Consider the following 23,515-nt stretch of genomic DNA (forward strand, 5'->3'; position numbering starts at 1 on the left):
ATCCACGGGCGCCGCGCCAGACTGACAAAGTCTTTTTGCTTCTTTTTCTTCAGAAAAAGAAGAATGCCTTACTGGCCTTCCCCTGCGGCCGATGGCCCGACGCCAAGCCGGGCATAGACCTCGGAAAGCTTCTTCTCATAGGCGGCGTTGCTGAACAGCGCGGCGCGCTGCGGCCCGGCGGCGGCGAGCCAGCCGCGCAGCTCCGCATTGGTGTCGAGGGCGCGGATCGCCTCCACCATCGCCCGCACGTCGTAGGGGTCGACGGTGATGGCGGCCTCGCCCACCACCTCGGGCAGGGAGGAGGTGTTGGAGGTCATCACCGGCGTGCCCAGCATCATCGCCTCCAGCGCCGGCAGGCCGAACCCCTCGTAGAGCGAGGGGAACAGCGCCGCCCTGGCGCCGCGGATCAGCGAGATGAGCAGCCGGAAGGGCGCGTAGTCCAGCAGGATGATCTTGCGCCGGGTGCGCAGGATGGAGCCCTCCTGCACCTGGTAGCGGATGTGGTCGTCGAACAGGAGCTTCAGCTCCTCCTCGCTCTTCCAGGCCTGCTTGCCGACGATGACCAGCGGCAGCTCGGAGCCGGAGGCGAGGAAGGCCTCGATCATGCGGCCGACATTCTTCTTCGGCTCGATGGCGCCGAAGAACAGGAAGTAGCCCTTCCAGGACAGGCCGAAGCTGCCCATCACCTCGTCCTGCGCCTCGTTCAGCGGCTTCTCGGCGAATTTTCGCGGCAGGTCGACGGCCTGGTAGGTGTTCGTCACCTTCTCCGGGTCGGCGCCGAGCAGGTTGATGATGTCCCGGCGCGAGGCCTCGCTCACCGTCACGATATGGTCGGCCTGGCGCACCAGCAGGCGGTTCAGCCGGTAGTAGCGGCGCTTGTTGTCCAGCGTCGTGTAGGGCAGGCGCAGCGGCACCAGGTCGTGCAGGCAGTAGATGTTCTTGGCGCCCGAGAGCCGCATCGGCACCGGGTAGGTCCAGTGCATGATCTCGGGCGGGCGCGGCATCCGGATCGTCAGCCGGTGCTTGAAGTGCTTGAAGTAGTTGGCCGCCAGGGAAAAGCCGTTCTCGACGTTCCACAGATGGTCGAAATGCGGCATCCGGCTTTCGAAGGTGCTGGCCACGACGTTGCCGGTGATCGGCACGCGGGTGGCGTATTCGCCGAGCGGCCCCATCGCCACCCGGCGCATGGCGCGCAGCCAGCGCAGCAGCTTGGCGCTCTCGCCCACGCGGTTGTCGAAGAAGGCGATCTCGCGGATCAGCTCATTGCGGCTGGGGCTGGCGCGGGTGCCGTAGAGCACCCCCACCTCCGCCCCCATCGCCCCCAGCCGGAAGCTCAGGTTGCGGGCATAGGTGGCGACGCCCGTGCCCTGGTCGAGCGCGAGGTTGTAGCCGTCGAGGTAGATTCGGGAGCGCATGGAGAGACCCTAGGCCGAGATCCATCCCAGGGGTAGCCGGGCGGGCGGGCACCCGTCCATGCTCCCTTTCCGCGAAGGGTGCCCGGCTCTTGACCGCCATGCCCCGCGGAGGGGATGGAACAGCGGAGACCAAAGCGGGAGCGGACATGCTGGACGATGCGGAGGCGTTGCGGCGGGAGGCGGACGAGCTGCGCAACCGGCGGGAATGGCGCGCGGCGGCGGCGGCCTACGCGGCCTTCCTGCGCCTGCGCCCCGAGGATGCCGGCATGCAGGTGCAGCAGGGGCACTGCCTGAAGGAGGCGGGCGACATCGCCGGCGCCCTGGCGCTCTACCGCGACGCCGCCCGCAAGCGGCCGGAGGAGGCCGACATCCCGCTGCAGATCGGCCATGCCGAGAAGTTGCGCGGCGCGCGCGAGGCGGCGCTGGCCGCCTACGGCCATGCCCTGCTGCTGGACCCGCGATCCGAGGATGGCTGGCGGGAATGGCGCGCCCTGGCCGGCGAGCGCCCGGCGCGGCCCCTGGCCACGGCCGCCGCCGGCGTGGTGCTGGACCTGACCGACCTCGCCGCCTGGATCCGCGGCGGCCGGCGGGCGCCGAGCGGCATCCAGCGCGTGCAGCTCGGCCTCGCCCGCGCCGCGCTGTCCGCGCCCACGCCGCCGCCGCTCTGCGCCATGCCCGCCGGGGGCGGCGGCTGGCGCGCCCTGCCGGCGCCGCTCTTCCTGCGGCTCGAGCGCCTGATGACCGAGGGCGCCGACCCCGAGGCGCCCGAATGGCGCGACGCCGCCACGCTGCTGGAGGCCCTGCTGGCCAGCCCGCCACCGCTGCGCTTCGCCCCCGGCGCGGTGCTGGTGACGCTGGGCGGCACCTGGGGCCAGCCGGACTACCTCGCCAGCCTGCGCCTGGCCCGCGAGCGGGACGGGCTGCGCCACGTGCCGCTGCTGCACGACTGCATCCCGCTGCTGCTGCCCGAGCATTGCGCGGAAGGGGTGACGCGGGCCTATGCCCGCTGGTTCGCCAGCCTCTCGCTGCATGCCGATGGCGTGCTGGCGGTCTCCCGCTCCACGCGCGACGACATGCGCCGCCTGCACGCGGCGCTGCTGCCGGAGCTGCCCGTGCCCCCGGCCGCGGTGGTGCCGCTGGACGCCGCGCCGCGCCCCCTGGCCGCCCTGCCCTCCGCCCCGCCGCCCGAGCACCCCCTGCTGCGCGACGGCACGCCCTTCGTGCTGTTCGTCTCCACCATCGAGGGGCGGAAGAACCACCTGATGGTGTTCGGCGCCTGGCTGACGCTGCTGCGCCGGCTGGGCCCGGGCGCCGTGCCGCTGCTGGTCTGCGTCGGCCGGCCGGGCTGGCGGGCGGAGGCGGCGCTGGCGCTGCTCGACTCGGTGCCGGAACTGCGCGCCCGCGTCCGGCTGCTGCACGACGTGCCGGACCCGCTGCTGGCGGCGCTGTACCGCAAATGCCTGTTCACCCTCTACAACAGCCACCATGAGGGCTGGGGCCTGCCGGTGACGGAGAGCCTGGCCGCCGGCAAGGTGCCGCTGGTGCCCGAGCATTCGGCGCTGCGCGAGGCGGGGGAAGGCGGCGCGCTGTTCTTCGCCCCCGGCAGCGAGCCGGACCTGCTGGAGAAGCTGACCCGGCTGATCACCGAGCCGGAATTCCGCGCCGCCGCCGAGGCGCGCATCGCCGCCGCGCCGCCGCTGCGCGGCTGGGAGGCGGTGGCGGCGCAGCTGATGGCGGAGGCGGAGCGCCTGGCCGGCGGCACCGCGCCAGGGCTGCCGCCGCCTTCCCTGCTCGGCCGCCTGCCGGTGCCCGCGGGCCGGCGCCACCGGCTGCGGCGGCTGGAGACGGGGCGGCCCTGCCTGGAGATGGCGATCGCCGAGGCGGTGCGGCAGGGCGAGGGCTGGCACCCGCTGGCGGCGGAGGAGGCCTGGACCCGCCCGGGCGAGGCGCTGCTGGCGCTGCCGCTGGGCCCGGAGCAGGCCGGCCCGCTGCGGCTGGAGCTGGAGCTGCGCGCCCCGGCCCCCGCGCACCGCATGGTGGAGATCCTGGCACAGCGCGAGGACGCGGCGCCGGCCGCCCCGGTGCCGCTGCATCTGCGGGCGGGGCAATCGGCCATCCTGGCGCTGGACGTACCGGCCGGCGGCCCGCTGCTGCGCGTGGAGCTGCTGAGCCGCGTGCCGCCGGCCGACCGGGAGGCCGGGCATCTGGGCATCGGCCTCGCCGGCTTCGGCCTGGCCCGCGCCGGGCGGCTGGACGAACGGCTGGCCCTGCTGGAGCAGCGCCACTTCCTCGTCCCCGCCGCGCGGCCCGGGATGTGACGCCGCCGGTGACGCCGCCCGTCTTCGACGCCGCCTTCCAGGCGCGGCTGGAGGCGCTGTTCCGCTGGCGGCGGGATGTCCGCCATTTCCGCCCCGATCCGGTGCCGGAGGCGGCGCTGGAGCGGCTGCTGGCGCTGGCGGCGCTGGCCCCCTCGGTGGGGCTGAGCCAGCCCTGGCGCTTCGTGCTGGTGGAGGATGCGGCGCGCCGCGCCTGGCTGCGGGAGAATTTCCGCCGCAGCAACGCCGAGGCCCTGGCGGCGCAGCCGGCGGAGCGGGCCGCGCGCTATGCCCGGCTGAAGCTGGCGGGGCTGGAGGAGGCGCCCTGCCTGCTCGCCCTCTTCGCCCTGCCCGACCCGGCGCAGGGCCACGGGCTGGGCCGCCGCACCATGCCGCAGACCCTGGACTATTCGGCGGTGATGGCGGCGCACACGCTGTGGCTGGCCGCGCGCGCGGAGGGGCTGGGCCTCGGCTGGGTGTCGATCTTGGAGCCGGAGGGGATGGCGGCGGCGCTGGCGGTGCCGGCGGAATGGCGCTTCATCGGGCTGTTCTGCCTGGGCTATCCGCAGGCGGACTCCGAGACGCCGGAGTTGCAGCGCGAAGGCTGGGAAACGCCCCACCCCGCGCCGCTGCTGCGGCGCTGAGGGCCGGGGGCAGACCACCTCCCCCCGGCCCTCGGCGCGGTCAGTTGAAGACCCGCACCGAGAGCGCCGACTGGTAGATCAGCTGCAGCAGGTCGCGGGTGATCTGGAAGCTCTTGGCCCCCAGCTGCGGCAGGACGATCAGCTCGTCGCCCGGGCGCGGCCCCTCGCGCGGGTCGAGGATGATCTGGCCGCTGGCGCGGCGGATCATCACCCCGCCATCGTCGCCGCGCTGGGTGTAGCCGCCGGCCGCCTTCACATAATCCTGGATGGTCATGTTCGGGCGCCACAGGATGGCCTGCGGCGTCGAGACCTCGCCCGCCACCAGCACGGTGTCGGAGCGCTCGGGAATGACGATGGTGTCGCCATCCTCCAGCCGCACATTGGTGCAGCGCCCGCCATTGTCCATCACCACCAGCCGCCCCTCCGGCTCCAGCCGGCGGCCGCGCTGGATGTAGTTGGAGACGAGCTGCGCCTCGCTGGCGCGGATCTCGGCGACGCCGGTGGTGGCGGAGGTGGCGGTGAAGAGCTGCCGCTCCAGCCGGTCCAGCGCCTCGTTGATCGAGCGGCGCTGCTGCGCAGCGATGCGCTTGCGCAGCAGGTAGACCGAGCCGGTATCCGCCAGGTTCGGCTCCACCGCGACGTGGTCGAGCAGCTGGCAGAGGTTCATGTCGCGGTCGGCCACCAGCACCGAGGGGCCGATGCGGCTGCCCTCGACGAAGACGCGCACGGTGGGCGCCGGCGCGTCGGTGATGAAGGTCACCACGTCCTGGTCGAGCAGGGACTGGCGGCGCAGCGCCGGGATGTCGACATAGCGGGACCAGGGCTGGCCGTTGCGCGTGCCGCGGATGACGGCGTTGGTGGCCGCCGGCAGCGGCCCCGCGAGGTCCATCAGCTCGCTGCCGGCCATGGCGCGGTCCTTCACCTCGAAGAGGTAGTTGTTGCGGATCGCGCCATCGACCGAGACGGTGGGCCCCTGGCTGCCGACGACGATGGTGTCGCCATCCTGCAGCGTCAGGCCGGGCAGCTTGCCCTGCAGCAGGAAGGGGTAGAGGTCGATGCGGGTGACGGCCCGCCCGCCGCGGTTGACCACGATGTCGCGGTAGGAGCCGCGCACCGGATCGACGCCGCCGGCGCGCAGCAGGTAGTCCAGCACCGTGTCCGAGCCCGAGCCGCGGTGGCGGCCCGGCAGCTTGACGAAGCCGGTGACATAGACGCCGATCTGGCTGGCCGAGAGCAGCACGGCATAGACCTGCACCTGCTGGGTATAGATCCGCCGCACCTCGGTCTCGACGGTGCGCTGCAGGTCGCCGGCGCGGGTGCCGGCCAGGCGCAGCGGCCCGATCGAGGGCAGGAACAGGTTGCCCTCCGGGTCGATGGCGCCCATCACCTCGGCCTCCACCGGGCCCCAGACGCGCACGCTGACGCGGTCCCCCGGCCCCAGGCGGTAGTTCGGGTTGCTGGTCTCCGAGGGCGTCGGCGCCGAGCGGGCGAACAGCGCGGCGCCGAACACGGTGCGGCTGGGCCCGGCGGGGCGGAACGGCTCGGCCAGCGGCCCCTCGGCGGTGGCGCCGGCCTCCGCCTCGGTGGTGCTGCCGGCGCGGTTGATCAGGCTGGTGTCCGGCAGCAGCTGCGGCACGGTCTGCGGCGCGTTGTTGCCGCCCTGCGCCATGCCGGCCGGCACGGGCGCGCTGAGCAGGGGGTTCGACTGCGCCAGGGCATCGCCGGCGGTCAGCGCCGCCAGGAGGGCGGCGACCAGCGCACGGTTAGAGAGCATGTTCACGAATCCCCGCAGCCAGCATCCAGCCAATCCCGTACAGCACCGACAGCACCAGGAACATGCTGATCAGCATGACCCCGGCCTTCGGGTAGAGCGGGTACTCCGCCATGTTGGGCTGCACCACCCGCGCCAGGAAAAGCTGCTGGCGCTGCGCGTCCAGCCGCGCCGTCTCCAGCGAGGCGGTGGCGGAGGCGAGCTGCTTGTCGGCGAACTCGCGCTCCAGCATCAGCCGCTCATAGGTGGCCAGCTGGCCCGGCAGCGCCTGCCCGCCGAGCGTCAGCCGCTCGCGATGGCGGGCGATCTCGGTCTGCAGCGAGGCGATGCGGTTGCGCAGCGTGGCAATCTGCGGGTTGTCGTTCCGCATGTAGGAGGATTTCTCCTGCAGCTCGGCGCGGGCGGCGGTCAGCAGGCCTTCCAGCGCGCCGAGGCCCTCCAGCCCGATCTGCGCGCTGCGCGAGGGATCGACCGCCTGCTCCCGCTGGCGGAAGGTGGTGACGGCCATCTGCGAATCCCGCACCCGCTGCTCGGCGCGCGCCAGCTCCTCATGCGCCACGCGCAGGGTCTCCTCGCGCGCCTTGACGGAGAGGTCGTTGATGAAGGTCTCCGACAGGCGGAGCTGTTCCTCGGCGATACGCTGCGCATCCTCCGGCCGGAAGGCACGCGCCTGGAGGGTGATGATGCCGGAGGTCGCGTCATGCGAGATCGCGTTCATCCACTGATGGTAGATCTGCAGAAACTCGATCGGCGGGTCGGCGGTCCAGAGGCGGAACAGGAGGTCGGCCTCCGGCCGGCGGTAGAGGCCGGTCAGGTCGATGCTGCGATCCAGCGCCTTCAGCGCGTCCTGCGACCGCAGGAAGTCCCGCACGCTGAGCGCCTCCTCGGAGGATTGCTTGAAGCCGGCGGCGCCGATCATGTCGCTCAGCGACGAGGCCACCCGCGTCTCCTGCCGGCCCCGCACCAGGAAGCGGGTTTCCGAGACATACTGCCCGGCGGCGAAGCCGTAGAGGTAGAGGCCGGCGATCAGCGTCGGCAGCACGACGAGGAGCAGGTAGAAGCGCCGCCGCCACAGCATCCGCAGCCATGGCGACGATGAACGGGACGCGGCGGGGCGGCTGGCCGCCGCGCCGGTCATGCCCGGGTCAGAGACCCTGGTAGGCGGCGATAGCTTCATCAACGTCCTCGTAGAATTCCAGCATGCCGTTCCGCAGGATCGCGGCTGTCTTGCAGTACTTCTTCACATGCCCCGCATTGTGCGACACGAGCAGCATGGCCGCGTTGGCCCGCCGCACCTCCAGCACCTCGCGGCACTTGTTGGCGAAGCGGGCATCGCCGGTGGAGAGCGCCTCGTCCACCAGGTAGCAGTCGAAATCCACCGCGAAGGACAGGGCCATCAGCAGGCGGGACAGCATGCCGGAGGAATAGGTCCGGACCGGCTCGCGGAAATAGGGGCCGAGCTCGGAGAAATCGGCGACGAACTCCTCCGTCCGCTGCAGCGGCATGCCGTAGAGGCGGGCGATGAAGCGGGCATTGGCGATGCCGGTCAGGCTGCTCTGGATGCCGTAGCCGCCGCCGATCGGCCAGGAGATCGACATCTCCCGCCGGATGCGGCCGCGGGTCGGCGCCTCGACGCCGGCGAAGATGCGCAGCAGGGTGGACTTGCCGGCACCGTTGCGGCCGAGGATGCCCACCTGGTCGCCCCGCCGGATGCGGGCATGCACGCCACGCAGGATGTAGCGGTGCCCCTGCTGGCGGGACTCGAAGCGCTTCCAGACGTTCTCCAGCTCGATCATGCGGCGCTCAGTCCGACATCGACAGGCGCGGCCGCGCCGCGCGCAGCCCGGCCATGCCGAGGAGGTTCAGGCCAAGCACCCAGATCATCACGTAGCCGAGGTCGTAATGCGGCACGATGCGGTCGCCGAACATGGACCAGCGGTTCATTTCGTTGATATGGACGAGCGGGTTCCACAGCAGCATCTCGCGCACGTTCGGCGGCATTGTCTCCACCATGTAGAAGGGCGCGGAGATGGGCATGAGGATGTAGGTGAAGGGGTGCACCAGCCGCTCGGTGAACTCGACGAAGACCTGCAGCGAGCCCAGGAGCATGGCCAGCCCATGCCCGAGCAGCGCGCTCAGGACGAGGCCGAGGATCAGCTGCCCCGGATGATGCGGGATCTCTCCAATCGTCAGCATCCCCCCCAGGACGAACAGCGCGACCAGGGTCATGCAGACCAGCGTCTCCATGATGTTCCGCGCGATCATCAGGTCCAGCAGGGTGATGCTGCGGTGGAACAGGAGCGATATGTTGGAGGTGACGGCCGCCGCGCCACGGCTGGCGATGGAACGGAACATCAGGAAGGGCACGTAGCCCATGCCGTAGAACAGGAAGGTCGGCAGGTCGTTGGGCAGATGGCTGCCGCTCGCCCAGTGCAGGGCCGAGATCATCAGTGCCAGCATCAGCGGCTCGCCGATCAGCCAAATGTAGCCGACCCGGCTGCGACCGAAGCGTGTCAGCAGCTCGCGCATGAACAGGGCGCTGATGACCCGGATCTGCGCCGCCAGGGGGCTGCTCGGCGCGCGGCGGGGCACATCGGCTATCACGGCCGGGCCACCGCTCCACCCCGCAGCAGCGGGCGCGCCGCGGCCCAGCCGGTCGGCTCCTCGCAATACAGCACCGGGCGCGAGGTGCTGCCGCTGCCCAGGGCCAGCTCACGGCAGGGCCGCCCGCTGGCGGCGTAATAGCTGCGCACCATCTGCACCCGCACGGGCGCCGCCCCCGGGGCCGGCGAAAGCGTGCTCTGCTCGCCCGGCCGTGCCTGGGAGGCAAAGACCGCCAGGGGCTCCAGCGGCCTCTGCGGCAGGGCCGCCGGCGTGGCGGCCGTCTGGCCACCTCCCATGCCGGACAGGGTATCGCAGCCGGACAGGACCAATGCGGCCAGCATTGGCACAACCAGGCTTGTCAATCGGCGAAGGCGGGCAGAGCTGCTCACAGACTGCCCCATCACGCAGGCTTGCGGACGTTCTTGCATGGCCGAAACCTAACGCAGTGCAAAGCGGCTGGCAAAACTCGCATGCTTGCGTGTGATGAATATATTTATTACGCGCATTGCGTTTGTCTTTCTTCCCCTTTGCGCGTGGGATGAGTTCGCTGACGGACCTCTCCAAGAGCATCGCCTTTCCGCAGGCCACGGCAGAGGAAGCCGCCCATCTGGCTGCCTTCTGGCCGGAATACCGGCTGGCCACGGCGGCCGAGGCCGCGCTGTACGCCGTTGCGGCCGGTGCGCCGAGTCCCTCCCTGCCGCCGGCCACGGGCCTCATCCGCTATGCGCCCGGCCTGCTGCGCGCACCCCGCTTCGGGCCGCGCCAGCGGCCGGTGGCCCTGATGCCGTGCGGCCCGCTGCCCGCCATGCTGCAGGACGCCCCGCTGGCGCCTCCCCCCGTGGCCGACGCGGCGGCGCTGCACCGCGCCCGGCAGGCGGCCGGACAGGCGGTGCTCAGCCGGGCCGGCGGCGAGCCCTGCCTCCCCGATCCGGGTGCCGCCCGGCTGCGCATGCCGGCACGCGCCGCGGTGCTGGTGCTCGACCCCTGCGATCCTGCCCGGCTGCCGGCCGCCCGCGCCGCCCTGGCCTCGGCGCTGGCCATGGCGGCGGGGCGCCCCGTGCTGCTGGCACGCGACCCGGCCGCCCCGCCGGAGCTGCCGCCGCTGCTGCGCCCGCCGCCGGGGGCGCGGCTGCTCAAGGTCCGCCTCTCGCCCTGGACCCTGCTGGACCTGGCGGAGGATCTGCACGGCGCCTCGGCCGAGATGGCGCTGCTGGCGGCCGCCGCCGGGGTGCGGGTCTCGGGGCGGCTGCTGGACCCGGCGCCGCGCTGGGCCGCGCTGATCGCCGCCACCCGCTGTGCCGATCCCTTCCTGCAACGCCCCTGGCCCTTCGAGCAGGCACTGGAGCAGCTGGCCCGGTGGCAGGCGGTGCAGCGGGAGAACCGGCAGGTGGCGGTGTGCCTGGGCATGGCGCCCTGGAAGCGCGCGCGCATCGCCGCGCTGTTCGCCCATGCGGGCGGCACCCCCGGCTTCACCGGCCGGCCGGAGCGGGCCATCGCCATCGCCCGGCGGCAGGGCGGCGCCATCGCCGCCTGGGCCGGCCGCGTGCCGGAGGGCTTCCGCGCCCGCTGCGAGGCCGAGGGTGTGCGGCTGCTGACGGTGGAGGATGGCTTCGTCCGCTCGCGCGGGCTGGGCGCGCGCTTCCTGCCCGGCGCCGCCTATGCGGTGGATGACCAGGGCGTCTACTACGACCCCGCCCGGCCCAGCGCGCTGGAGCACCTGCTCGCCACCGCCGACTTCCCGCCCGAGCTGCTCTCCCGCGCCGCGGCGCTGCGCGCGGCGATCGTGGCGCGCGGCATCAGCAAGTACAATCTGGCCGGCGCGGCGCCGGAGATCGCGGCACCCGCCGGCCGCGCCCGGCTGCTGGTGCCGGGCCAGGTGGAGGACGACGCCTCGGTGCGGCTGGGCGGCGGGCCGATCCAGGGCAACCTGGCGCTGCTGCGCGCCGTGCGCGCCGCGCATCCCGGGGCCTGGCTGGTCTACAAGCCGCACCCCGACCTCGAGGCGGGCTTCCGCAAGGGCCGCCTGCCCGCCGCGGCGCTGGCCGGCCTGGCCGACCAGGTGGTGACCGGCGCCGCCCTGCCCGCCCTGCTGCCGCAGGTGGAGGCGGTGCACACCCTCACCTCGCTCTCCGGCTTCGAGGCGCTGCTGCGCGGCGTGCCGGTGGTCACCTACGGCCAGCCCTTCTACGCCGGCTGGGGCCTGACCGAGGACCGCGCCCCGCCGCCCCGGCGTGGCCGCCCCCTCAGCCTGGACGCGCTGGTGGCCGCCACGCTGATCCTGTTCCCCCGGCAGGTGGACCCGGTGACGGAGCTGCCCTGCCCGCCCGAGCTGATCCTGGAGCGGCTGGACGACCCCGCCGCCTGGAAGGTCTCGCCCCTCACCGCGCACCGGGGCGTGGAGGGCTGGCTGCGCGGCTGGGTCTCGCGCCTGCGGGGGCTGCGCTGAGCGCGCCGGCCTTCCGCAGCGTCGTCATCAGCGGCGCCTCGCGCGGGCTGGGGGCGGCGCTGGCCTGCCGGCTGGCCGCGCCGGGGGTGAGGATCGGGCTGATCGGGCGGGACGCGGCAGCCCTGGCGCGCGTGGCGGCCGCCGTGGCGGCGCGCGGCGCCGAGCCCTGCCCGGCGGTGCAGGATGTGCGCGATGCCGGGGGCATGGCCCGGCTGCTGGCCGGCTGGGACGCCGCGGCGCCGGTCGATCTGGTGGTGGCCAATGCCGGCATCGCCGCCGGCACCCGCCCCGGCGGCGCGCCCGAGGGGCTGGCCGCCGCGCACGAGCAGGTGGCGGTGAACCTGCTGGGGGCGATGAACCTGGTGGAGCCGCTCTGGCCGGCGATGCGGGCGCGCGGGCATGGCCATATCGGGCTGGTGGCCTCGCTGGCCGCCTTCCGCGGCCTGCCGGACAGCCCCGGCTACTGCGCCAGCAAGGCCGGGCTCTGGGCCTATGGCGAGGCGCTGCGCGCCGGGCTGCGCCCTGCCGGCCTGCGGGTGACGCTGGTGGCCCCCGGCTTCTTCGACAGCGCCATGGGCGCCCGCTGGGAGGGGCCCCGCCCGCTCTCCATCAGCGCCGAGGCGGCGGCGGCGAAGCTGGAGCGCGCCCTGCGGCGGGGCGCGGCGCAACTGGCCTTTCCCTGGCCGCTGGCCTGGGCGCTGCGCCTCTCGCCGCTGCTGCCGGCGGCCTGGGTGGATGGCTGCGTCCGCCGGATGGCGTTCCGCATTAGGGAAAGATAATTCTCAGCCGGGCGCGCGCAGGCAGTGCAGCCGGGCCGCGCCATGCTCGCGCGTGGCAAGCTCCGTGAAGCCGGCGAGCGGCCCCTCCAGCGGCAGCGCCTCCTCCCGCCCCGTCTCGGCCACCACCAGCGCGCCCGGCGCCACCCATCCCGCCGCGCCCAGGGCGGCGAGGGCGCGCGGCACCAGGTCCTGCGCATAGGGCGGGTCGAGGAAGATCAGCCCGCAAGGCGCCGGGGCGCGCGGCGGGCGGGTGGCGTCGCCGGGCAGGATGCGGGCGCGCTCCCCCTCGCCGCAGGCGGTGATGTTGGCGCGCAGCACGCCCAGCGCCACGCGGTCCCGCTCGATGAAGCAGGCCGAGGCGGCGCCGCGCGAGAGCGCCTCCAGCCCCAGCGCGCCGGTGCCGGCGAAGGCGTCCAGCACCGCCGCCTCCTCCACCGCCGCGCGGCCGGCCCAGGGGGCGTGCCAGAGCATGTCGAACAGCGCCTGCCGCACCCGGTCGGCGGTGGGGCGGGTGGTGGCACCGGGGGCGGCCTCCAGGCGGCGCCCCCGGTGGCGCCCGGCGATGATGCGCATGGCCTCAGCGCGGCTTGCGCGGGCCGCGCGGCCCGCCGGCGCCGCCCGCGCCCTGCGGCCGGCCGGCCGAGGGCCCGCGCCGGCGGCCGCCGGGGCCCTGCGGCTGGTCCGCGGCGTCCGGCCCCTGCACCACCGCGCCCCAGGGGCTGCGGAACTGCTCGGTGGCGTTGCGGGCGCGCGGCGGCTTGGCCGGGCGGCTGCGCTGCATGGCCTCCGGCTTCGGCGCCGCGGGCCGCGCCGGCGCGTCTCCAGCCTTCTCTCGGGTGGCCTTCTCCTGGGTGGCCTTGTCCTGGGCGGCGGCGGCGGCCCGGGCGCGCTCCACCCCGCGCAGCACGCGCGGCGGCGCGTCCAGCCCGAGCTGCTCGCGCAGCACCTTGGCGTTCACCTCCTCCACCGCGCCGCGCGGCAGCGGGCCGAGGGTGAAGGGGCCGTAGGCGGTGCGGATCAGCCGCGTCACCGTCAGGCCGAGATGCTGCAGCACGCGGCGCACCTCGCGATTCTTGCCCTCCTGCAGCGAGACGGTGAGCCAGGCATTGGTGCCCTGGCGGGAATCGAGCCCCGCCTCGATCGGGCCATAGGCCACGCCCTCCACCGTCACGCCGCGCGCCAGCTCGGCGAGCGCCCGCTCGTCCACCCGGCCATGCACGCGGGCGCGGTAGCGGCGCACCCAGGCATTCTGCGGCAGCTCCAGCTTGCGCGAGAGGGCGCCATCATTGGTCAGCAGCAGCAGCCCCTCGGAATTGAGGTCCAGCCGGCCGACGGAGACCAGCCGCGGCAGGCCGGCCGGCAGTTCCTCGAACACGGTGCGGCGCCCCTCGGGGTCCTTGTGCGTGGTCACCAGCCCCGGCGGCTTGTGGTAGCGGAACAGCCGGGTGCGCTCCGGCGTGCCCACCGGCTTGCCGGCCACCGTCACCACATCCTCCGGCCCGACGAAGGTGGCGGGGCTCTCCACCACCGTGCCGTTCAGCGCCACCTGCCCCTCGGCCACCAGCTTCTCCGCGTCCCGCCGGCTGGCGATGCCGGCGCGGGCCAGCCACTTGGCGATGCGCTCGCCCTTGGCGCCGCCCCCGGGGGTGCCCCCGGCTTCCATCTCGCCGCTCACCGGCAGGCCGCCACGAAGGCGTCGAGGATGCCCTGGTCGGCCGCGTCCACCGCGTATTCCGGGTGCCACTGCACGCCGAGGGCGAAGCGATGGCGGGTGGATTCGATGCCCTCGATCACCCCGTCCGGCGCCACGGCGTTCACCACCGCCAGCGGGCCGGGCGTCTCCACCGCCTGGTGGTGGGCCGAGTTCACCGCCATGCGGGCGCCGCCCACCACGCGGGCCAGCAGCGTGCCCTCGGAGATGGCGACCTCGTGCCCCGGCTCGGTGCGCGGGTTGGGCTGCTCATGCGCCAGGGCATCCGGCACGGCGTCCGGGATGTGCTGGATCAGCGTGCCGCCCAGCGCCACCGCCAGCAGCTGCTCGCCGCCGCAGATGCCGAGGATGGGCATGTCCCGCTTCAGCGCGCCCTGCACCATGGCCAGCTCGAAGGCGGTGCGCCCCTGCTTCAGCGCCACCGTGGGGTGGGCCGGGCCGCCGCCATAGAGCGAGGGGTCCACGTCGAAGGCGCCGCCAGTGACCAGCAGCCCGTCGATGGTGTCGAGATACTGCTCGGCCAGCTCCGGCGCGTGCGGCAGGGCGACGGGCAGGCCGCCGGCCCGGACGACACTGTCAAAGTAGTTCTGGCGGAGGGCATACCAGGGAAGCTTCGAGTAGCCGCCGGGCTGCTCCGCATCCAGGGTCAGGCCGATCAGGGGAAGGGTGCGCATGAGGCGGTTGCTACCCCTGGGCGCACGGCTTCACAACGAGGAAGTCGGGGGCAGGCAAGGCCGGGGGAAGGAATTCCCCCGGACCCCCATCTTTTTTCTGCGAGTCGGCGGGTTTACCCGCCCCGGGGTTTGGGCTGATCTCGTCATCCAATGAAAGCGCGGGAGAGCGGGATGCAGCTTCAGGGCAGGCGTGTGGTGGTGATGGGCGGCAGCCGCGGCATCGGCCGCAGCATCGCGCTCGGCTTCGCGCAGGAAGGCGCCTCGGTCGCGCTCTGCGCGCGCGGGAAGGATGCGCTGGAAGCGACGCGGGCCGAGGTGGCGGCGCTCGGCGTCACCGCCTTCGCAGCCCCCTGCGACCTCGCGAAGGCAGCGGACATCGCCGCCTTCATCCCGGCCGCCGCCAAGGCGCTGGGCGGCATCGACGTGCTGGTGAACAACGCCTCCGGCTTCGGCGCCACGGATGACGAGGCGGGCTGGGCCGCCTCCTTCGACGTGGACATGATGGCCATCGTCCGCGCCAGCCATGCGGCCGAGCCCTACCTCGCCGAGGCGGCGCCGAAGCTGGAGGGCGGCGCCTCCATCATCAACGTCTCCTCCATCTCGGCGCTGCGGGCCAGCAAGCGGACGCCGCCCTACGGCGCCATCAAGGCGGCGGTGATGCACTACACCAGCAGCCAGGCGAAGATGCTGGCGGAGAAGCGCATCCGCGTGAACGCCGTGGCGCCGGGCTCCATCGAGTTCCCCGGCGGCTCCTGGGAGGAGCGGCGGCAGAGCAACCCCGCCCTCTACAACGCCACGCTGGAGCAGATCCCCTTCGGCCGGCTCGGCCACCCGGAGGAGGTGGCGGATGTGGTGCTGTTCCTCGCCTCCCGCCGCGCCCGCTGGGTGACGGCGCAGAGCATCGTGGTGGATGGCGGCCAGCTCATCGGGCCCTGACCGGCCGGCCCCCTCCCCCATCGAGATCGCCCTCGCGGAGGCACGCGCCGCCGCGGCGCGGGGCGAGGTGCCGGTGGGGGCGGTGGTGACGGATGCGGCCGGGCGCGTGCTCGGCCGCGCCGGCAACCGGGTGGAGCAGGACCACGACGCCAGCGCCCATGCCGAGATGCTGGCGCTGCGCCAGGCGGCGGCGGCGCGCGGCTCCCCCCGCCTGCCGGGCTGCACCCTGACCGTGACGCTGGAGCCCTGCCCGATGTGCGCCCAGGCGGCCAGCTTCTTCCGCGTGCGGCGCGTGGTGTTCGGCGCCTACGATCCCAAGGGCGGCGGGGTGGAGCACGGCGCCCGCATCTACGCCGCCCCCTCCTGCCATCACGCGCCGGAGGTGGTGGGCGGCGTGCGGGAGCGGGAATGCGGCGCGCTGCTGCGGGCGTTCTTCGCCGGGCTGCGCACCAAAGGCTAATGCGTGAGGGGGCTGAGGCGCCTTTGCGGCGGCGTGGCCTTGGCGCCGCGCATCCCCGGGCGCAGCATCCGGCGCATGGAATCGATACAGCCCGACCCCGCCGCCATCCGCCGGATGGTGGCGGTGTTCGGAATGAGCGGCTTCGCCGGCGCCCTGGCCGGCCGGGCGCTCGACCCCCTGATGGGCGAGCTGGCGCAGGACTTCGCCACCCCGCACGAGACGGTGGCCCTGCTGGCCAGCGCCTTCACCCTGCCCTACGCGCTGGTGCAGCCGGTGCTCGGCCCGGTGGGCGACGCCTTCGGCAAGCGGCGCGTGGTGCTGCTCTGCATCGGCCTGCTGGCGGTGATGCTGGCGGCCTGCGCCCTGGCGCCGGGGCTGGACAGCCTCTTCGCCGCGCGCATCGCCGCCGGGCTGGCGGCGGGCGGCATCTTCCCCCTCACCCTCGCCCTGTTCGGCGACACGGTGCCGATGGCGCAGCGCCAGCTCGCCATCAGCCGGGTGCTGGCCTGCGCCATCCTGGGCCAGCTGGCGGGCGGCGCGGTCTCGGGGGCGCTGGCGCCCTTCATCGGCTGGCGCGGGGTGATGGGGGTCTGCGCCGGGGCCGCCGCCCTCTCCTGCGCGGTGATGGCGTGGGATGCGCGCCGACGGCCGGCGCCCGTTCTGCCCGCCGCCCCGCCCTCCATCCCCATGGTGCTGCGGCGCTATGGCGAGATCCTGCGCACCCCGGCGGCGCGGCCCCTCTATCTCGGCGTGCTGCTGGAGGGGATGTTCGTCTTCGGCATGTTCCCCTTCCTCGCCGTGCTGCTAGGGCAGGACGGGCACGGGCTGCTGCGCGCCGGGCTGGCGGTGACGGCCTTCGGCCTGGGCGGCTTCGGCTACACGCTGCTGGCGCCGCTGCTGCTGCGCCGGCTGGGGCAGGCGCAGATGATGCGGCTGGCCGGCGCCAGCGTGGCGCTGGGCATGGCCGCCCTCGCCCTGGGCTGGAGCGCCGGGCAGCCGGATCTCGGCATTGGCGGCGCGCTGCTGGTGGGGCTGGGCTTCTTCATGCTGCACAACAGCATCCAGACCCGCGTGACGGAGGTGGCGCCGCTGGCGCGCGGCTCGGCCGTGGCGCTGCACGCCTTCTGCTACTTCCTGGGGCAGGCGGTGGGGCCGGTGCTGTTCGGCCTGGCCCAGGCGGCGGCGGGGCCATCGCCGGCGCTGCTGCTCTGCGGCGCCGGGGTGCTGGGCGTCAGTGTCTGGCTGGCCGGCCAGCGCCGGGGCCGAGGGGATGGATAGAACAAAGCCGGAAAGCAGGCCGCCGAGTCGCGCGAACGAATCGCTGACGCGGCGGCGGCGGGATTCACGGGCCGTTCCCTCTCCCCATCCGCCGCCCCGTCCTGGCGGCCGGCCGCGCCTCAGAAATCGCTGACGCGGCCCTTGCGCTCCCAGTCGCCGAAGCGGGTCGGCTCCGGCCCGGCGGGGCCGCCGATCTCGGGCGGCATTGGCGTGGCGGGCGGCTTCGGCGCGGGGGCCGCCGCCTGGTCCTGCGGGGCTGCGGCGGGGGGCTGGGTCGGGTCGGGGCGGGCCGGCGGGGCGGCCTCTTGCTCAGGGCTCGTCATGCTCCCCATCTGGGGTGGGAAGCTGGGGAACGGAAAGAGGGCATGAACGGATATCTGCGCACAACCCTCCTGCTGGCGGCGATGACGGCGCTGTTCGTCGCCGTGGGCGGCGTCATCGGCGGGCGGAGCGGCATGATGGTCGCCTTCGGCGTGGCCTGCGCCACCAACCTCTTCGCCTGGTGGAACAGCGACCGGATGGTGCTGCGCATGCACAACGCGCAGCCCGTCGGCCCGCAGGAGGCGCCGGAACTCTACCGGATGACGGCGCGGCTGGCGCAGAATGCCGGGCTGCCCATGCCGGCGCTCTACATCATCCACGAGGACCAGCCGAACGCCTTCGCCACCGGCCGCAGCCCGGAGAAGGCGGCGGTGGCCGTCAACACCGGCCTGCTCAACCGCATGCCGCCCGACGAGGTGGCCGGCGTCATCGCCCACGAGCTGGCGCATATCCGGAACCGCGACACGCTGATCATGACCATGACCGCCTGCCTGGCGGGCGCCATCGGCATGCTGGCGCAGTTCGGCTTCCTGTTCGGCGGCAACCGCGAGCGCGGCATGAACCCGATTGCCGCCATCCTGGTGATGCTGCTGGCGCCGATCGGCGCGATGATCGTGCAGATGGCCATCAGCCGCTCCCGCGAATACGAGGCGGACCGGGCGGGGGCCGAGATCAGCGGCAACCCGCTGGGCCTGGCCAACGCCCTGAGGCGGCTGGAGCAGGGCCGCCTGACGCATGTGAACCAGGCGGCCGAGGCCAACCCGGCCACCGCCCACATGTTCATCATCAACCCGCTGGCCGGGCTGCGGATGGACGGGCTGTTCTCCACCCATCCCAAGACCGAGAACCGCGTGGCGGCGCTGATGGAGCTGGCCGGGCAGATGGGGCCGCCACGCGGGCGGGGGCAGGCCTCCTTCATTCCGCAGACGGGCCTGCCGCCGGCGGGCGGCACGGGTGCGGCGCCGGGGCCCTGGGGCGCGGCGCCGCCGCGGCGGCAGCGCGGCCCCTGGGGCTGATCCCAGCTTCCGCGGAGCATGGCCGATCCGCCATGGCCGATCCGCCCGGGGGCGCCGGCGCTTCGCCTGGCTGCGCGCCACCTGGGCGCTCGCCCGCCTCGGGCGGGGCGCAGGGTCCGCGCATCGCGATCTGGTAAGGGCCGGAGGCAGCGTGGCCTCTCCAGGCGGCGCGGGGGGCGCGGAGAGCCCCCGGCTCAGCTGGCGGCGGGCGTGGCCTCGCGCGCCACGGCCAGCAGGCGGCGGCGCAGCCAGGCATGGCCGGGGTCCGCCTCGAAGCGGCGCGGGAAGATCAGCGACAGCCGCATGTGCGGCGTCTCCACCGGGCAGGGGCGCAGCAGCAGCCCGTGCGCCTCGGCCATCTGCGTGGCCAGCCGGGCGGAGAGCGTCATCACCATGTCGGTGCCCTTCAGGATGGCGGGCACCGCCGAGAGATGCGCCACCACCGCGCCCAGCCGGCGCGGATGGCCCGCCTCGCGCAGCGGCCCGTCCAGCGCGCCATCGCGCGAGCCGTTGGGCGAATGCAGCAGGTGCGGCCAGGCGGTGAAGCGCGCCAGTGTCATCTCGCCCTCGGCCAGCGGGTGGCCGCGGCGCATCAGGGTGAGGAAGCCTTCCGGCAGCAGCCGCAGGCGGGTGTAGAGGGCAGGCGGCTCGGCCAGCATGCCGAGCACTATCTGCACCGCATCCGCCTCCAGCATCTCCAGCGCGTTCACCCGGTCCGCGTGGCGGATCGCCAGCAGGCAGCCGGGCGCCTCCCGCGCCATGGCGGCCAGCAGCGGCGGCGCCAGCACCGCCTCGGCATATTCCGACAGGCCGATGGGGAAGACCCGGTCCGAGGTGGCGGGGTCGAAGGGCGCGTGCGCTGCCAGCGCGCCGCGCAGCCGGTCCAGCACCTCCGCCACCGGCTCGGCCAGGGAGAGGGCCAGGGCGGTGGGCTCCACCCCGCCCGGGCGGCGCAGGAACAGCTCGTCCTTCAGCACCAGCCGCAGGCGGGAGAGGGCGTTGGAGACGGCGGGCTGCGACAGGTTCAGCCGCTGCGCCGCGCGCGTCACGTGCCGCTCGCGCGCCACGGCGTCGAACACCCGCAGCAGGTTCAGGTCCAGGGTGGAAAGGTCGGCCATTGATGGCGCGAATGATGACCGTTCCGCATGGCGTTTGGAAGCCAGGGTCTCGCCGGGTCTAGGAAAGCGGCGACACGGCCGGGAAGGCCGTCCTTCCATCCTCCGCAAGCGAGCGAACCGATGAACGACCCCCGCCTGATCCCCTATGCCACCCTGCTGCTGCGCGTCAGCCTCGGGGTGATGTTCCTGGCCCATGGCTTCCTGATGAAGGTGATGACCTTCGGCCTTGCCGGCACGATGGGCTATTTCGGCAGCCTGGGCTATCCGCCGGTGCTGGGCGCCGTGGTGGCGCTGGCCGAGACGGCCGCCGGCATCGCCCTGATCCTGGGCCTCTGGACCCGCCTCGTCTCGCTGCTGGCGGTGCCGATCCTGGTCGGCGCCACGATGCAGCACCTCGGCAATGGCTGGGTGTTCAGCCGTCCGGGCGGCGGCTGGGAGTTCCCGCTGTTCTGGACGGTGGCGCTGCTGGTGCAGGCGGGCCTCGGCAACGGCGCCTGGGCGCTCTCCACCGCCGCGCTCACGGGCCGTCGCCAGGCTGTCACCGCCTGAACGGCGAAAGGGCCGATCCCTCGCGGGAGCGGCCCCTTAAATCCTCATCGCAGCCGCCCGGCGCCGCAGTGCCGGACGGCTGCCGCCGCTTCGCCTCAGCGGACGATGCGCGTCGTACCGTCCGGCAGGTGCTCCAGCACGACGCCGCCGCCATTGTAGGCACCGTTGCCGACGCCCTGCTGCGGCAACTGCACGCCCGCCAGGGGCTGCGCCGGCGTGGACATGGTGTTGCCGGCCGAACCCTGGCCCGTCATGCCGCCCATGCCGTAGGTCGAGGCCGAGCCCATCGGGCGCTGCATGCCCGAGGCACCCATGCCCTGCCCCGTCATGCCTGAGCCGCTCATGCCCTGGCCCGTCGTTGCGGAACCGCTCATGCCCGAGCCGCTCATGCCCGGGTTGCTCATGCCCTGGCCTGTCATTCCGGACCCGCTCATGCCGGAGCCCTGCATGGTCCCGCCGCTGGCGGCGCCCGGGCCGCCCATCGCGGCGCCGCTGCCCTGCATGCTGCTGCTGCCCTGCATGCTGCTGCCGGAGCCCATGCTGCCGGACATGCCACCCGGCATGCCGCCGCTGCCCATGCTGTTGCCGGGCGGAACGGCGCTGCCCATCTGCGCGTGGGCCAGCGGGGCGGACACCGCCAGAGCCAGGGACGCCGCCGCGATCGTCAGGGAAATACGGGCCATTGCTGCCTTCTCCTTCATGCTCGTCTGCGGCCGCCCCGATGGGCGGCCCGATGCCGAAGGAACGCGAGGGGCGCCGGCAGGTTGCCTCGCGCCCCCTGCCCGCCTTCCTGCCCAGCCGTAGGCCCGGAGGCGGGCAGAAGGGAGATGGGGGGCCGGGGGCATTCCTTCCCCCGGCCTTTTCAACGGCTCAGAGCGCACCGCCCTTGCGGCCGGCCATGGCGCCGAGGCGCAGGCGCAGCGCGTTCAGCTTGATGAAGCCCTGGGCGTCGAACTGGTCGTAAGCGCCCTGGTCCTCCTCGAAGGTGACGTACTTCATCGAGTAGAGGCTGTTGGGCGACTGGCGGCCGGTGACGATGGTGTTGCCCTTGTAGAGCTTCAGCCGCACCGTGCCGGAGACGCTCTTCTGGCTCTCGTCGACCATCGCCTGGATCATGCGGCGCTCGGGCGCGAACCAGAAGCCGTTGTAGATCAGCTCGGCGTAGCGCGGCATCAGGCTGTCCTTGAGGTGGGCCACCTCGCGGTCGAGCGTGATGCTCTCGATGGCGCGGTGCGCCACGTAGAGGATGGTGCCGCCCGGCGTCTCGTAGCAGCCGCGGGACTTCATGCCGACGAAGCGGTTCTCCACCAGGTCGAGCCGGCCGATGCCGTTCTCGCGGCCCAGCGCGTTCAGCTTCGTCAGCAGCGTGGCGGGGGAGAGGCGCTCGCCATTGATCGCCACCGCGTCGCCGCGCTCGAACTCGATGGTGATCTCGGTGGCGACGTCGGGAGCATCCTCGGGGCGGATGGTGCGCTGCCAGACGATCTCCGGCGGCTCGTCCCACGGCTCCTCCAGCACCTTGCCCTCGGAGGAGGAGTGCAGCAGGTTCGCGTCCACCGAGAAGGGGGCCTCGCCGCGCTTGTCCTTGGCGATGGGGATCTGGTTGGCCTCGGCGAATTCCAGCAGCTTCGTGCGGCTGGTCAGGTCCCATTCGCGCCAGGGGGCGATGACCTTCACGTCCGGCTTCAGCGAATAGTAGCCGATCTCGAAGCGGACCTGGTCGTTGCCCTTGCCGGTGGCGCCGTGGCTCACCGCGTCGGCGCCCACCATCTCCGCAATCTCGATCTGCCGCTTGGCGATGAGCGGGCGGGCGATGGAGGTGCCCAGCAGGTACTGGCCCTCGTACAGCGCGTTGGCGCGGAACATCGGGAAGACGAAATCCCGCGTGAATTCCTCGCGCAGGTCGTCGATGAAGATGTTCTCTTCCTTGATGCCCAGCATCAGGGCCTTGTCGCGGGCCGGGCCCAACTCCTCGCCCTGGCCGAGATCGGCGGTGAAGGTCACCACCTCGCACTGGTAGGTGGTCTGCAGCCACTTGAGGATGACGGAGGTGTCCAGCCCGCCGGAATAGGCGAGCACCACCTTTTTCACGTCCTTGACCGCCATAGCGTGGGTCCCTTTGTCCGAACGAGCGAAGGCCAGGGGTTTGCCGCAGCGGGGCGGCGCCGGCAAGGCGCTCATGCCCAGCCGAGGCGGACGGAGCGGGGAATCCGCGCGCGGCCGGCGGCATCGCGCAGCAGCCGGCCGAGGGAGCGCAGCACCGCGGCCCCCGGGCGCGGGCCGAGCGGCAGGCGGTGCAGGGTTTCGGACAAAAGCGGATCGGGCAGCAGCCAGGGCGGCGCGCCGAGCGCCGAGCGCAGGCCGAGGCGGCGGATCAGGCGCAGGAGCGGCAGGCCGCCCAGCCGCGCGGTGCGGCGGCAGGCGCGGCAGATGGCGTATTCCAGGGCGCGCAGCGGGTGGCCGGGCGGCGCCTTGGCGAGGGCGCGCAGCAGGGCGTGCCAGAAGCCGGCATGGGTGAGGCGGCGGAAGAAGCGGGCGACGGTGTCCGGCCGGCCGAAGCGCTCCGGCAGGTGCTTCCAGGCGGCGCCGGGAAGGTGGGCGAGGTGGAAGATGGCATCGAGCCGGGCGCGCGGATCGGCCAGGCGGCGGCCCTGGGGGGAGAGGGCCGGGAGGAAAGGCTGGAGGGCGGCCCAGGCGGCGTCGGACAGCGGGGTCCAGGGGGCGGGCGGGGTGAGCCGGGACATGAGGGCCGCTCCGGTGGGGGAGCGGTAGGGTATTAGGAATTTATGCCTTTTGTCAAGGTTTTGAGCAGGCTGTCACGAAGCGGCGAATCGCGGGAGGCGGTGAGAATGGCTGTGGCTCCCGGTTCCGCTTTGTGCCCTTCTCGGACATCCAGATGGATCCACGGCTTCCCCCCCCCAGAGAGGACGTACGCCGCTGAACGCCAATCAGGCAGGGTTGGGCGGAAAGCGGCTATTTGGCGTATGCTATGCCTCCGTCACCCTCTTCATAATCGACAAGAGGACTTCGTAAGGACCATTCTTGTCCCTAAAGTATGATCTGCATTTCTCCACATCATCATCGTGGAGAACTGCAAGCCCACTCAGCTTCTTCCCTACATCCCTGAAAAGGCATACCGGCATCGCAAGAATCGCATGCTCTTTTTGGAAGGCCCATATGTAATCGGGATCACTTGCATACTGATTTAGAAGAGTCCTTAAGACGTTCCTTGTAATTTTTTCTAACGAGGCAGGCGCATTGGGCTCGATCATCGGGCATGACCCGTAATTCGCGCGCTCTCGCTCTTTCATGATCCAAGATAAGGGTGCCATGCCTTCCACGTCCTGATTAAGGCCTGTTAGAGCTTGAATGCTACTCCCATGTTTTGGGTATGGCGAAGGGCAAGGACGAGCAGCTTCTCACGGATGCGACCTGGGCGGTGTGGGAGCCGCTGATCGAGGCGGCCAGGCCTCACGGT

General features: G+C 73.0%; 23 protein-coding genes and 1 pseudogene. 9 read left to right on the forward strand and 15 right to left on the reverse strand.

The features are described from left to right. Positions 1-68: 68 nt before the first annotated feature. Complete coding sequence (locus tag CR165_RS16325; protein WP_109518001.1) at positions 69-1,415, reverse strand: glycosyltransferase family 4 protein; 1,347 nt, start codon at positions 1,413-1,415, stop codon at positions 69-71. A 146-nt stretch (positions 1,416-1,561) separates the two neighbouring features. Here CR165_RS16325 and CR165_RS16330 point away from each other — a divergent pair, with 146 nt between their 5' ends. Together CR165_RS16330 and bluB are read left to right on the forward strand one after the other, a co-directional pair. Beyond that, complete coding sequence (locus CR165_RS16330) at positions 1,562-3,733, forward strand: glycosyltransferase family 4 protein (protein ID WP_181378199.1); 2,172 nt, start codon at positions 1,562-1,564, stop codon at positions 3,731-3,733. 8 nt (positions 3,734-3,741) lie between these two features. Then, positions 3,742-4,374 (forward strand): 5,6-dimethylbenzimidazole synthase, encoded by a 633-nt coding sequence (gene bluB, locus CR165_RS16335; RefSeq protein ID WP_109518003.1) that lies wholly within the window; start codon positions 3,742-3,744, stop codon positions 4,372-4,374. Between the two features lie 40 nt (positions 4,375-4,414). On the opposite strand, the gene CR165_RS16340 is transcribed toward bluB, so the two are convergent. From CR165_RS16340 to CR165_RS16360, 5 genes are read right to left on the reverse strand one after another with little or no spacing between them, the layout of a single operon-like run. Continuing rightward, positions 4,415-6,148: a polysaccharide biosynthesis/export family protein gene (locus CR165_RS16340; RefSeq protein ID WP_109518004.1), complete on the reverse strand. Its 1,734-nt coding sequence runs from the start codon at positions 6,146-6,148 to the stop codon at positions 4,415-4,417. Then, the gene (locus CR165_RS16345; RefSeq protein WP_109518005.1) at positions 6,138-7,283 is read right to left on the reverse strand and encodes a capsule biosynthesis protein; all 1,146 of its coding nucleotides are present in this window, start codon (positions 7,281-7,283) and stop codon (positions 6,138-6,140) included. The genes CR165_RS16340 and CR165_RS16345 overlap by 11 nt, the downstream gene beginning before the upstream one ends. 7 nt (positions 7,284-7,290) lie before the next feature. Further along, a complete protein-coding gene (locus CR165_RS16350; protein WP_109518006.1) occupies positions 7,291-7,941 on the reverse strand; it encodes an ABC transporter ATP-binding protein in 651 nt (216 codons plus the stop codon). A 7-nt stretch (positions 7,942-7,948) separates the two neighbouring features. After that, positions 7,949-8,737 carry an ABC transporter permease gene (locus tag CR165_RS16355; protein WP_245906486.1) on the reverse strand — a complete coding sequence of 263 codons (789 nt, stop codon included), beginning with the start codon at positions 8,735-8,737 and terminating at the stop codon, positions 7,949-7,951. 8 nt (positions 8,738-8,745) lie between these two features. Then, the gene (locus tag CR165_RS16360; RefSeq protein ID WP_181378200.1) at positions 8,746-9,090 is read right to left on the reverse strand and encodes a DVU3141 family protein; all 345 of its coding nucleotides are present in this window, start codon (positions 9,088-9,090) and stop codon (positions 8,746-8,748) included. A gap of 197 nt (positions 9,091-9,287) precedes the next feature. Between CR165_RS16360 and CR165_RS16365 the strand changes: the two genes are divergently transcribed. Both CR165_RS16365 and CR165_RS16370 read left to right on the forward strand, forming a co-directional pair. Continuing rightward, positions 9,288-11,195 carry a capsular polysaccharide export protein, LipB/KpsS family gene (locus CR165_RS16365; RefSeq protein ID WP_109518009.1) on the forward strand — a complete coding sequence of 636 codons (1,908 nt, stop codon included), beginning with the start codon at positions 9,288-9,290 and terminating at the stop codon, positions 11,193-11,195. A 26-nt stretch (positions 11,196-11,221) separates the two neighbouring features. Then, a complete protein-coding gene (locus CR165_RS16370) occupies positions 11,222-11,974 on the forward strand; it encodes an SDR family NAD(P)-dependent oxidoreductase (protein ID WP_281262106.1) in 753 nt (250 codons plus the stop codon). A 3-nt stretch (positions 11,975-11,977) separates the two neighbouring features. Here the strand turns inward: CR165_RS16370 and rsmD are convergent, their stop codons facing one another. From rsmD to CR165_RS16385, 3 genes and pseudogenes are all read right to left on the reverse strand, one after another. Then, positions 11,978-12,547 carry a 16S rRNA (guanine(966)-N(2))-methyltransferase RsmD gene (gene rsmD, locus CR165_RS16375; RefSeq protein WP_109518011.1) on the reverse strand — a complete coding sequence of 190 codons (570 nt, stop codon included), beginning with the start codon at positions 12,545-12,547 and terminating at the stop codon, positions 11,978-11,980. Positions 12,548-12,902: 355 nt separating this feature from the next. Beyond that, positions 12,903-13,637: pseudogene (locus tag CR165_RS16380) on the reverse strand (pseudouridine synthase); the annotation flags it as partial. 8 nt (positions 13,638-13,645) lie between these two features. Continuing rightward, entirely contained in the window at positions 13,646-14,359 is a 714-nt protein-coding gene (locus CR165_RS16385) for a gamma-glutamyl-gamma-aminobutyrate hydrolase family protein (RefSeq protein WP_109518012.1), read from the reverse strand. Between the two features lie 171 nt (positions 14,360-14,530). On the opposite strand from CR165_RS16385, the gene CR165_RS16390 reads away from it, so the two are divergent. The 3 genes from CR165_RS16390 to CR165_RS16400 all read left to right on the forward strand — a co-directional run bounded on the left by CR165_RS16390 (position 14,531) and on the right by CR165_RS16400 (position 17,033). Next, positions 14,531-15,295 (forward strand): SDR family NAD(P)-dependent oxidoreductase, encoded by a 765-nt coding sequence (locus CR165_RS16390; protein WP_109518013.1) that lies wholly within the window; start codon positions 14,531-14,533, stop codon positions 15,293-15,295. Next, positions 15,270-15,755, forward strand: coding sequence for a nucleoside deaminase (locus CR165_RS16395; RefSeq protein ID WP_109518014.1), 486 nt, complete (start codon positions 15,270-15,272; stop codon positions 15,753-15,755). The genes CR165_RS16390 and CR165_RS16395 overlap by 26 nt, the downstream gene beginning before the upstream one ends. A 75-nt stretch (positions 15,756-15,830) precedes the next feature. Continuing rightward, positions 15,831-17,033, forward strand: a complete 1,203-nt coding sequence (locus CR165_RS16400; RefSeq protein WP_109518035.1) for an MFS transporter — start codon at positions 15,831-15,833, stop codon at positions 17,031-17,033. 119 nt (positions 17,034-17,152) lie between these two features. On the opposite strand, the gene CR165_RS16405 is transcribed toward CR165_RS16400, so the two are convergent. Next, positions 17,153-17,356 carry a DUF1674 domain-containing protein gene (locus tag CR165_RS16405; RefSeq protein WP_456316320.1) on the reverse strand — a complete coding sequence of 68 codons (204 nt, stop codon included), beginning with the start codon at positions 17,354-17,356 and terminating at the stop codon, positions 17,153-17,155. Positions 17,357-17,398: 42 nt separating this feature from the next. Here CR165_RS16405 and htpX point away from each other — a divergent pair, with 42 nt between their 5' ends. Then, positions 17,399-18,370: a zinc metalloprotease HtpX gene (gene htpX / locus CR165_RS16410; protein WP_109518016.1), complete on the forward strand. Its 972-nt coding sequence runs from the start codon at positions 17,399-17,401 to the stop codon at positions 18,368-18,370. A 194-nt stretch (positions 18,371-18,564) separates the two neighbouring features. Here the strand turns inward: htpX and CR165_RS16415 are convergent, their stop codons facing one another. Continuing rightward, the gene (locus tag CR165_RS16415; protein ID WP_109518017.1) at positions 18,565-19,488 is read right to left on the reverse strand and encodes a LysR family transcriptional regulator; all 924 of its coding nucleotides are present in this window, start codon (positions 19,486-19,488) and stop codon (positions 18,565-18,567) included. 120 nt (positions 19,489-19,608) lie between these two features. Between CR165_RS16415 and CR165_RS16420 the strand changes: the two genes are divergently transcribed. Continuing rightward, on the forward strand, positions 19,609-20,037 hold the full coding sequence (locus CR165_RS16420) for a DoxX family protein (RefSeq protein ID WP_109518018.1): 429 nt from the start codon (positions 19,609-19,611) through the stop codon (positions 20,035-20,037). A 95-nt stretch (positions 20,038-20,132) separates the two neighbouring features. On the opposite strand, the gene CR165_RS16425 is transcribed toward CR165_RS16420, so the two are convergent. The 4 genes from CR165_RS16425 to CR165_RS24575 form a co-directional block, all read right to left on the reverse strand. Then, the gene (locus CR165_RS16425; protein ID WP_109518019.1) at positions 20,133-20,720 is read right to left on the reverse strand and encodes a hypothetical protein; all 588 of its coding nucleotides are present in this window, start codon (positions 20,718-20,720) and stop codon (positions 20,133-20,135) included. A 187-nt stretch (positions 20,721-20,907) separates the two neighbouring features. After that, the gene (locus CR165_RS16430) at positions 20,908-22,143 is read right to left on the reverse strand and encodes an argininosuccinate synthase (protein WP_109518020.1); all 1,236 of its coding nucleotides are present in this window, start codon (positions 22,141-22,143) and stop codon (positions 20,908-20,910) included. A 71-nt stretch (positions 22,144-22,214) separates the two neighbouring features. Beyond that, positions 22,215-22,781, reverse strand: coding sequence for a transposase (locus CR165_RS16435; protein ID WP_109518021.1), 567 nt, complete (start codon positions 22,779-22,781; stop codon positions 22,215-22,217). A gap of 243 nt (positions 22,782-23,024) precedes the next feature. Then, a complete protein-coding gene (locus CR165_RS24575) occupies positions 23,025-23,309 on the reverse strand; it encodes a hypothetical protein (protein ID WP_146201922.1) in 285 nt (94 codons plus the stop codon). Between the last annotated feature and the right edge of the window lie 206 nt (positions 23,310-23,515).

Origin of the sequence: Teichococcus aestuarii (assembly GCF_003116135.1) — a bacterium.
GTDB classification, from domain to species: domain Bacteria; phylum Pseudomonadota; class Alphaproteobacteria; order Acetobacterales; family Acetobacteraceae; genus Pseudoroseomonas; species Pseudoroseomonas aestuarii.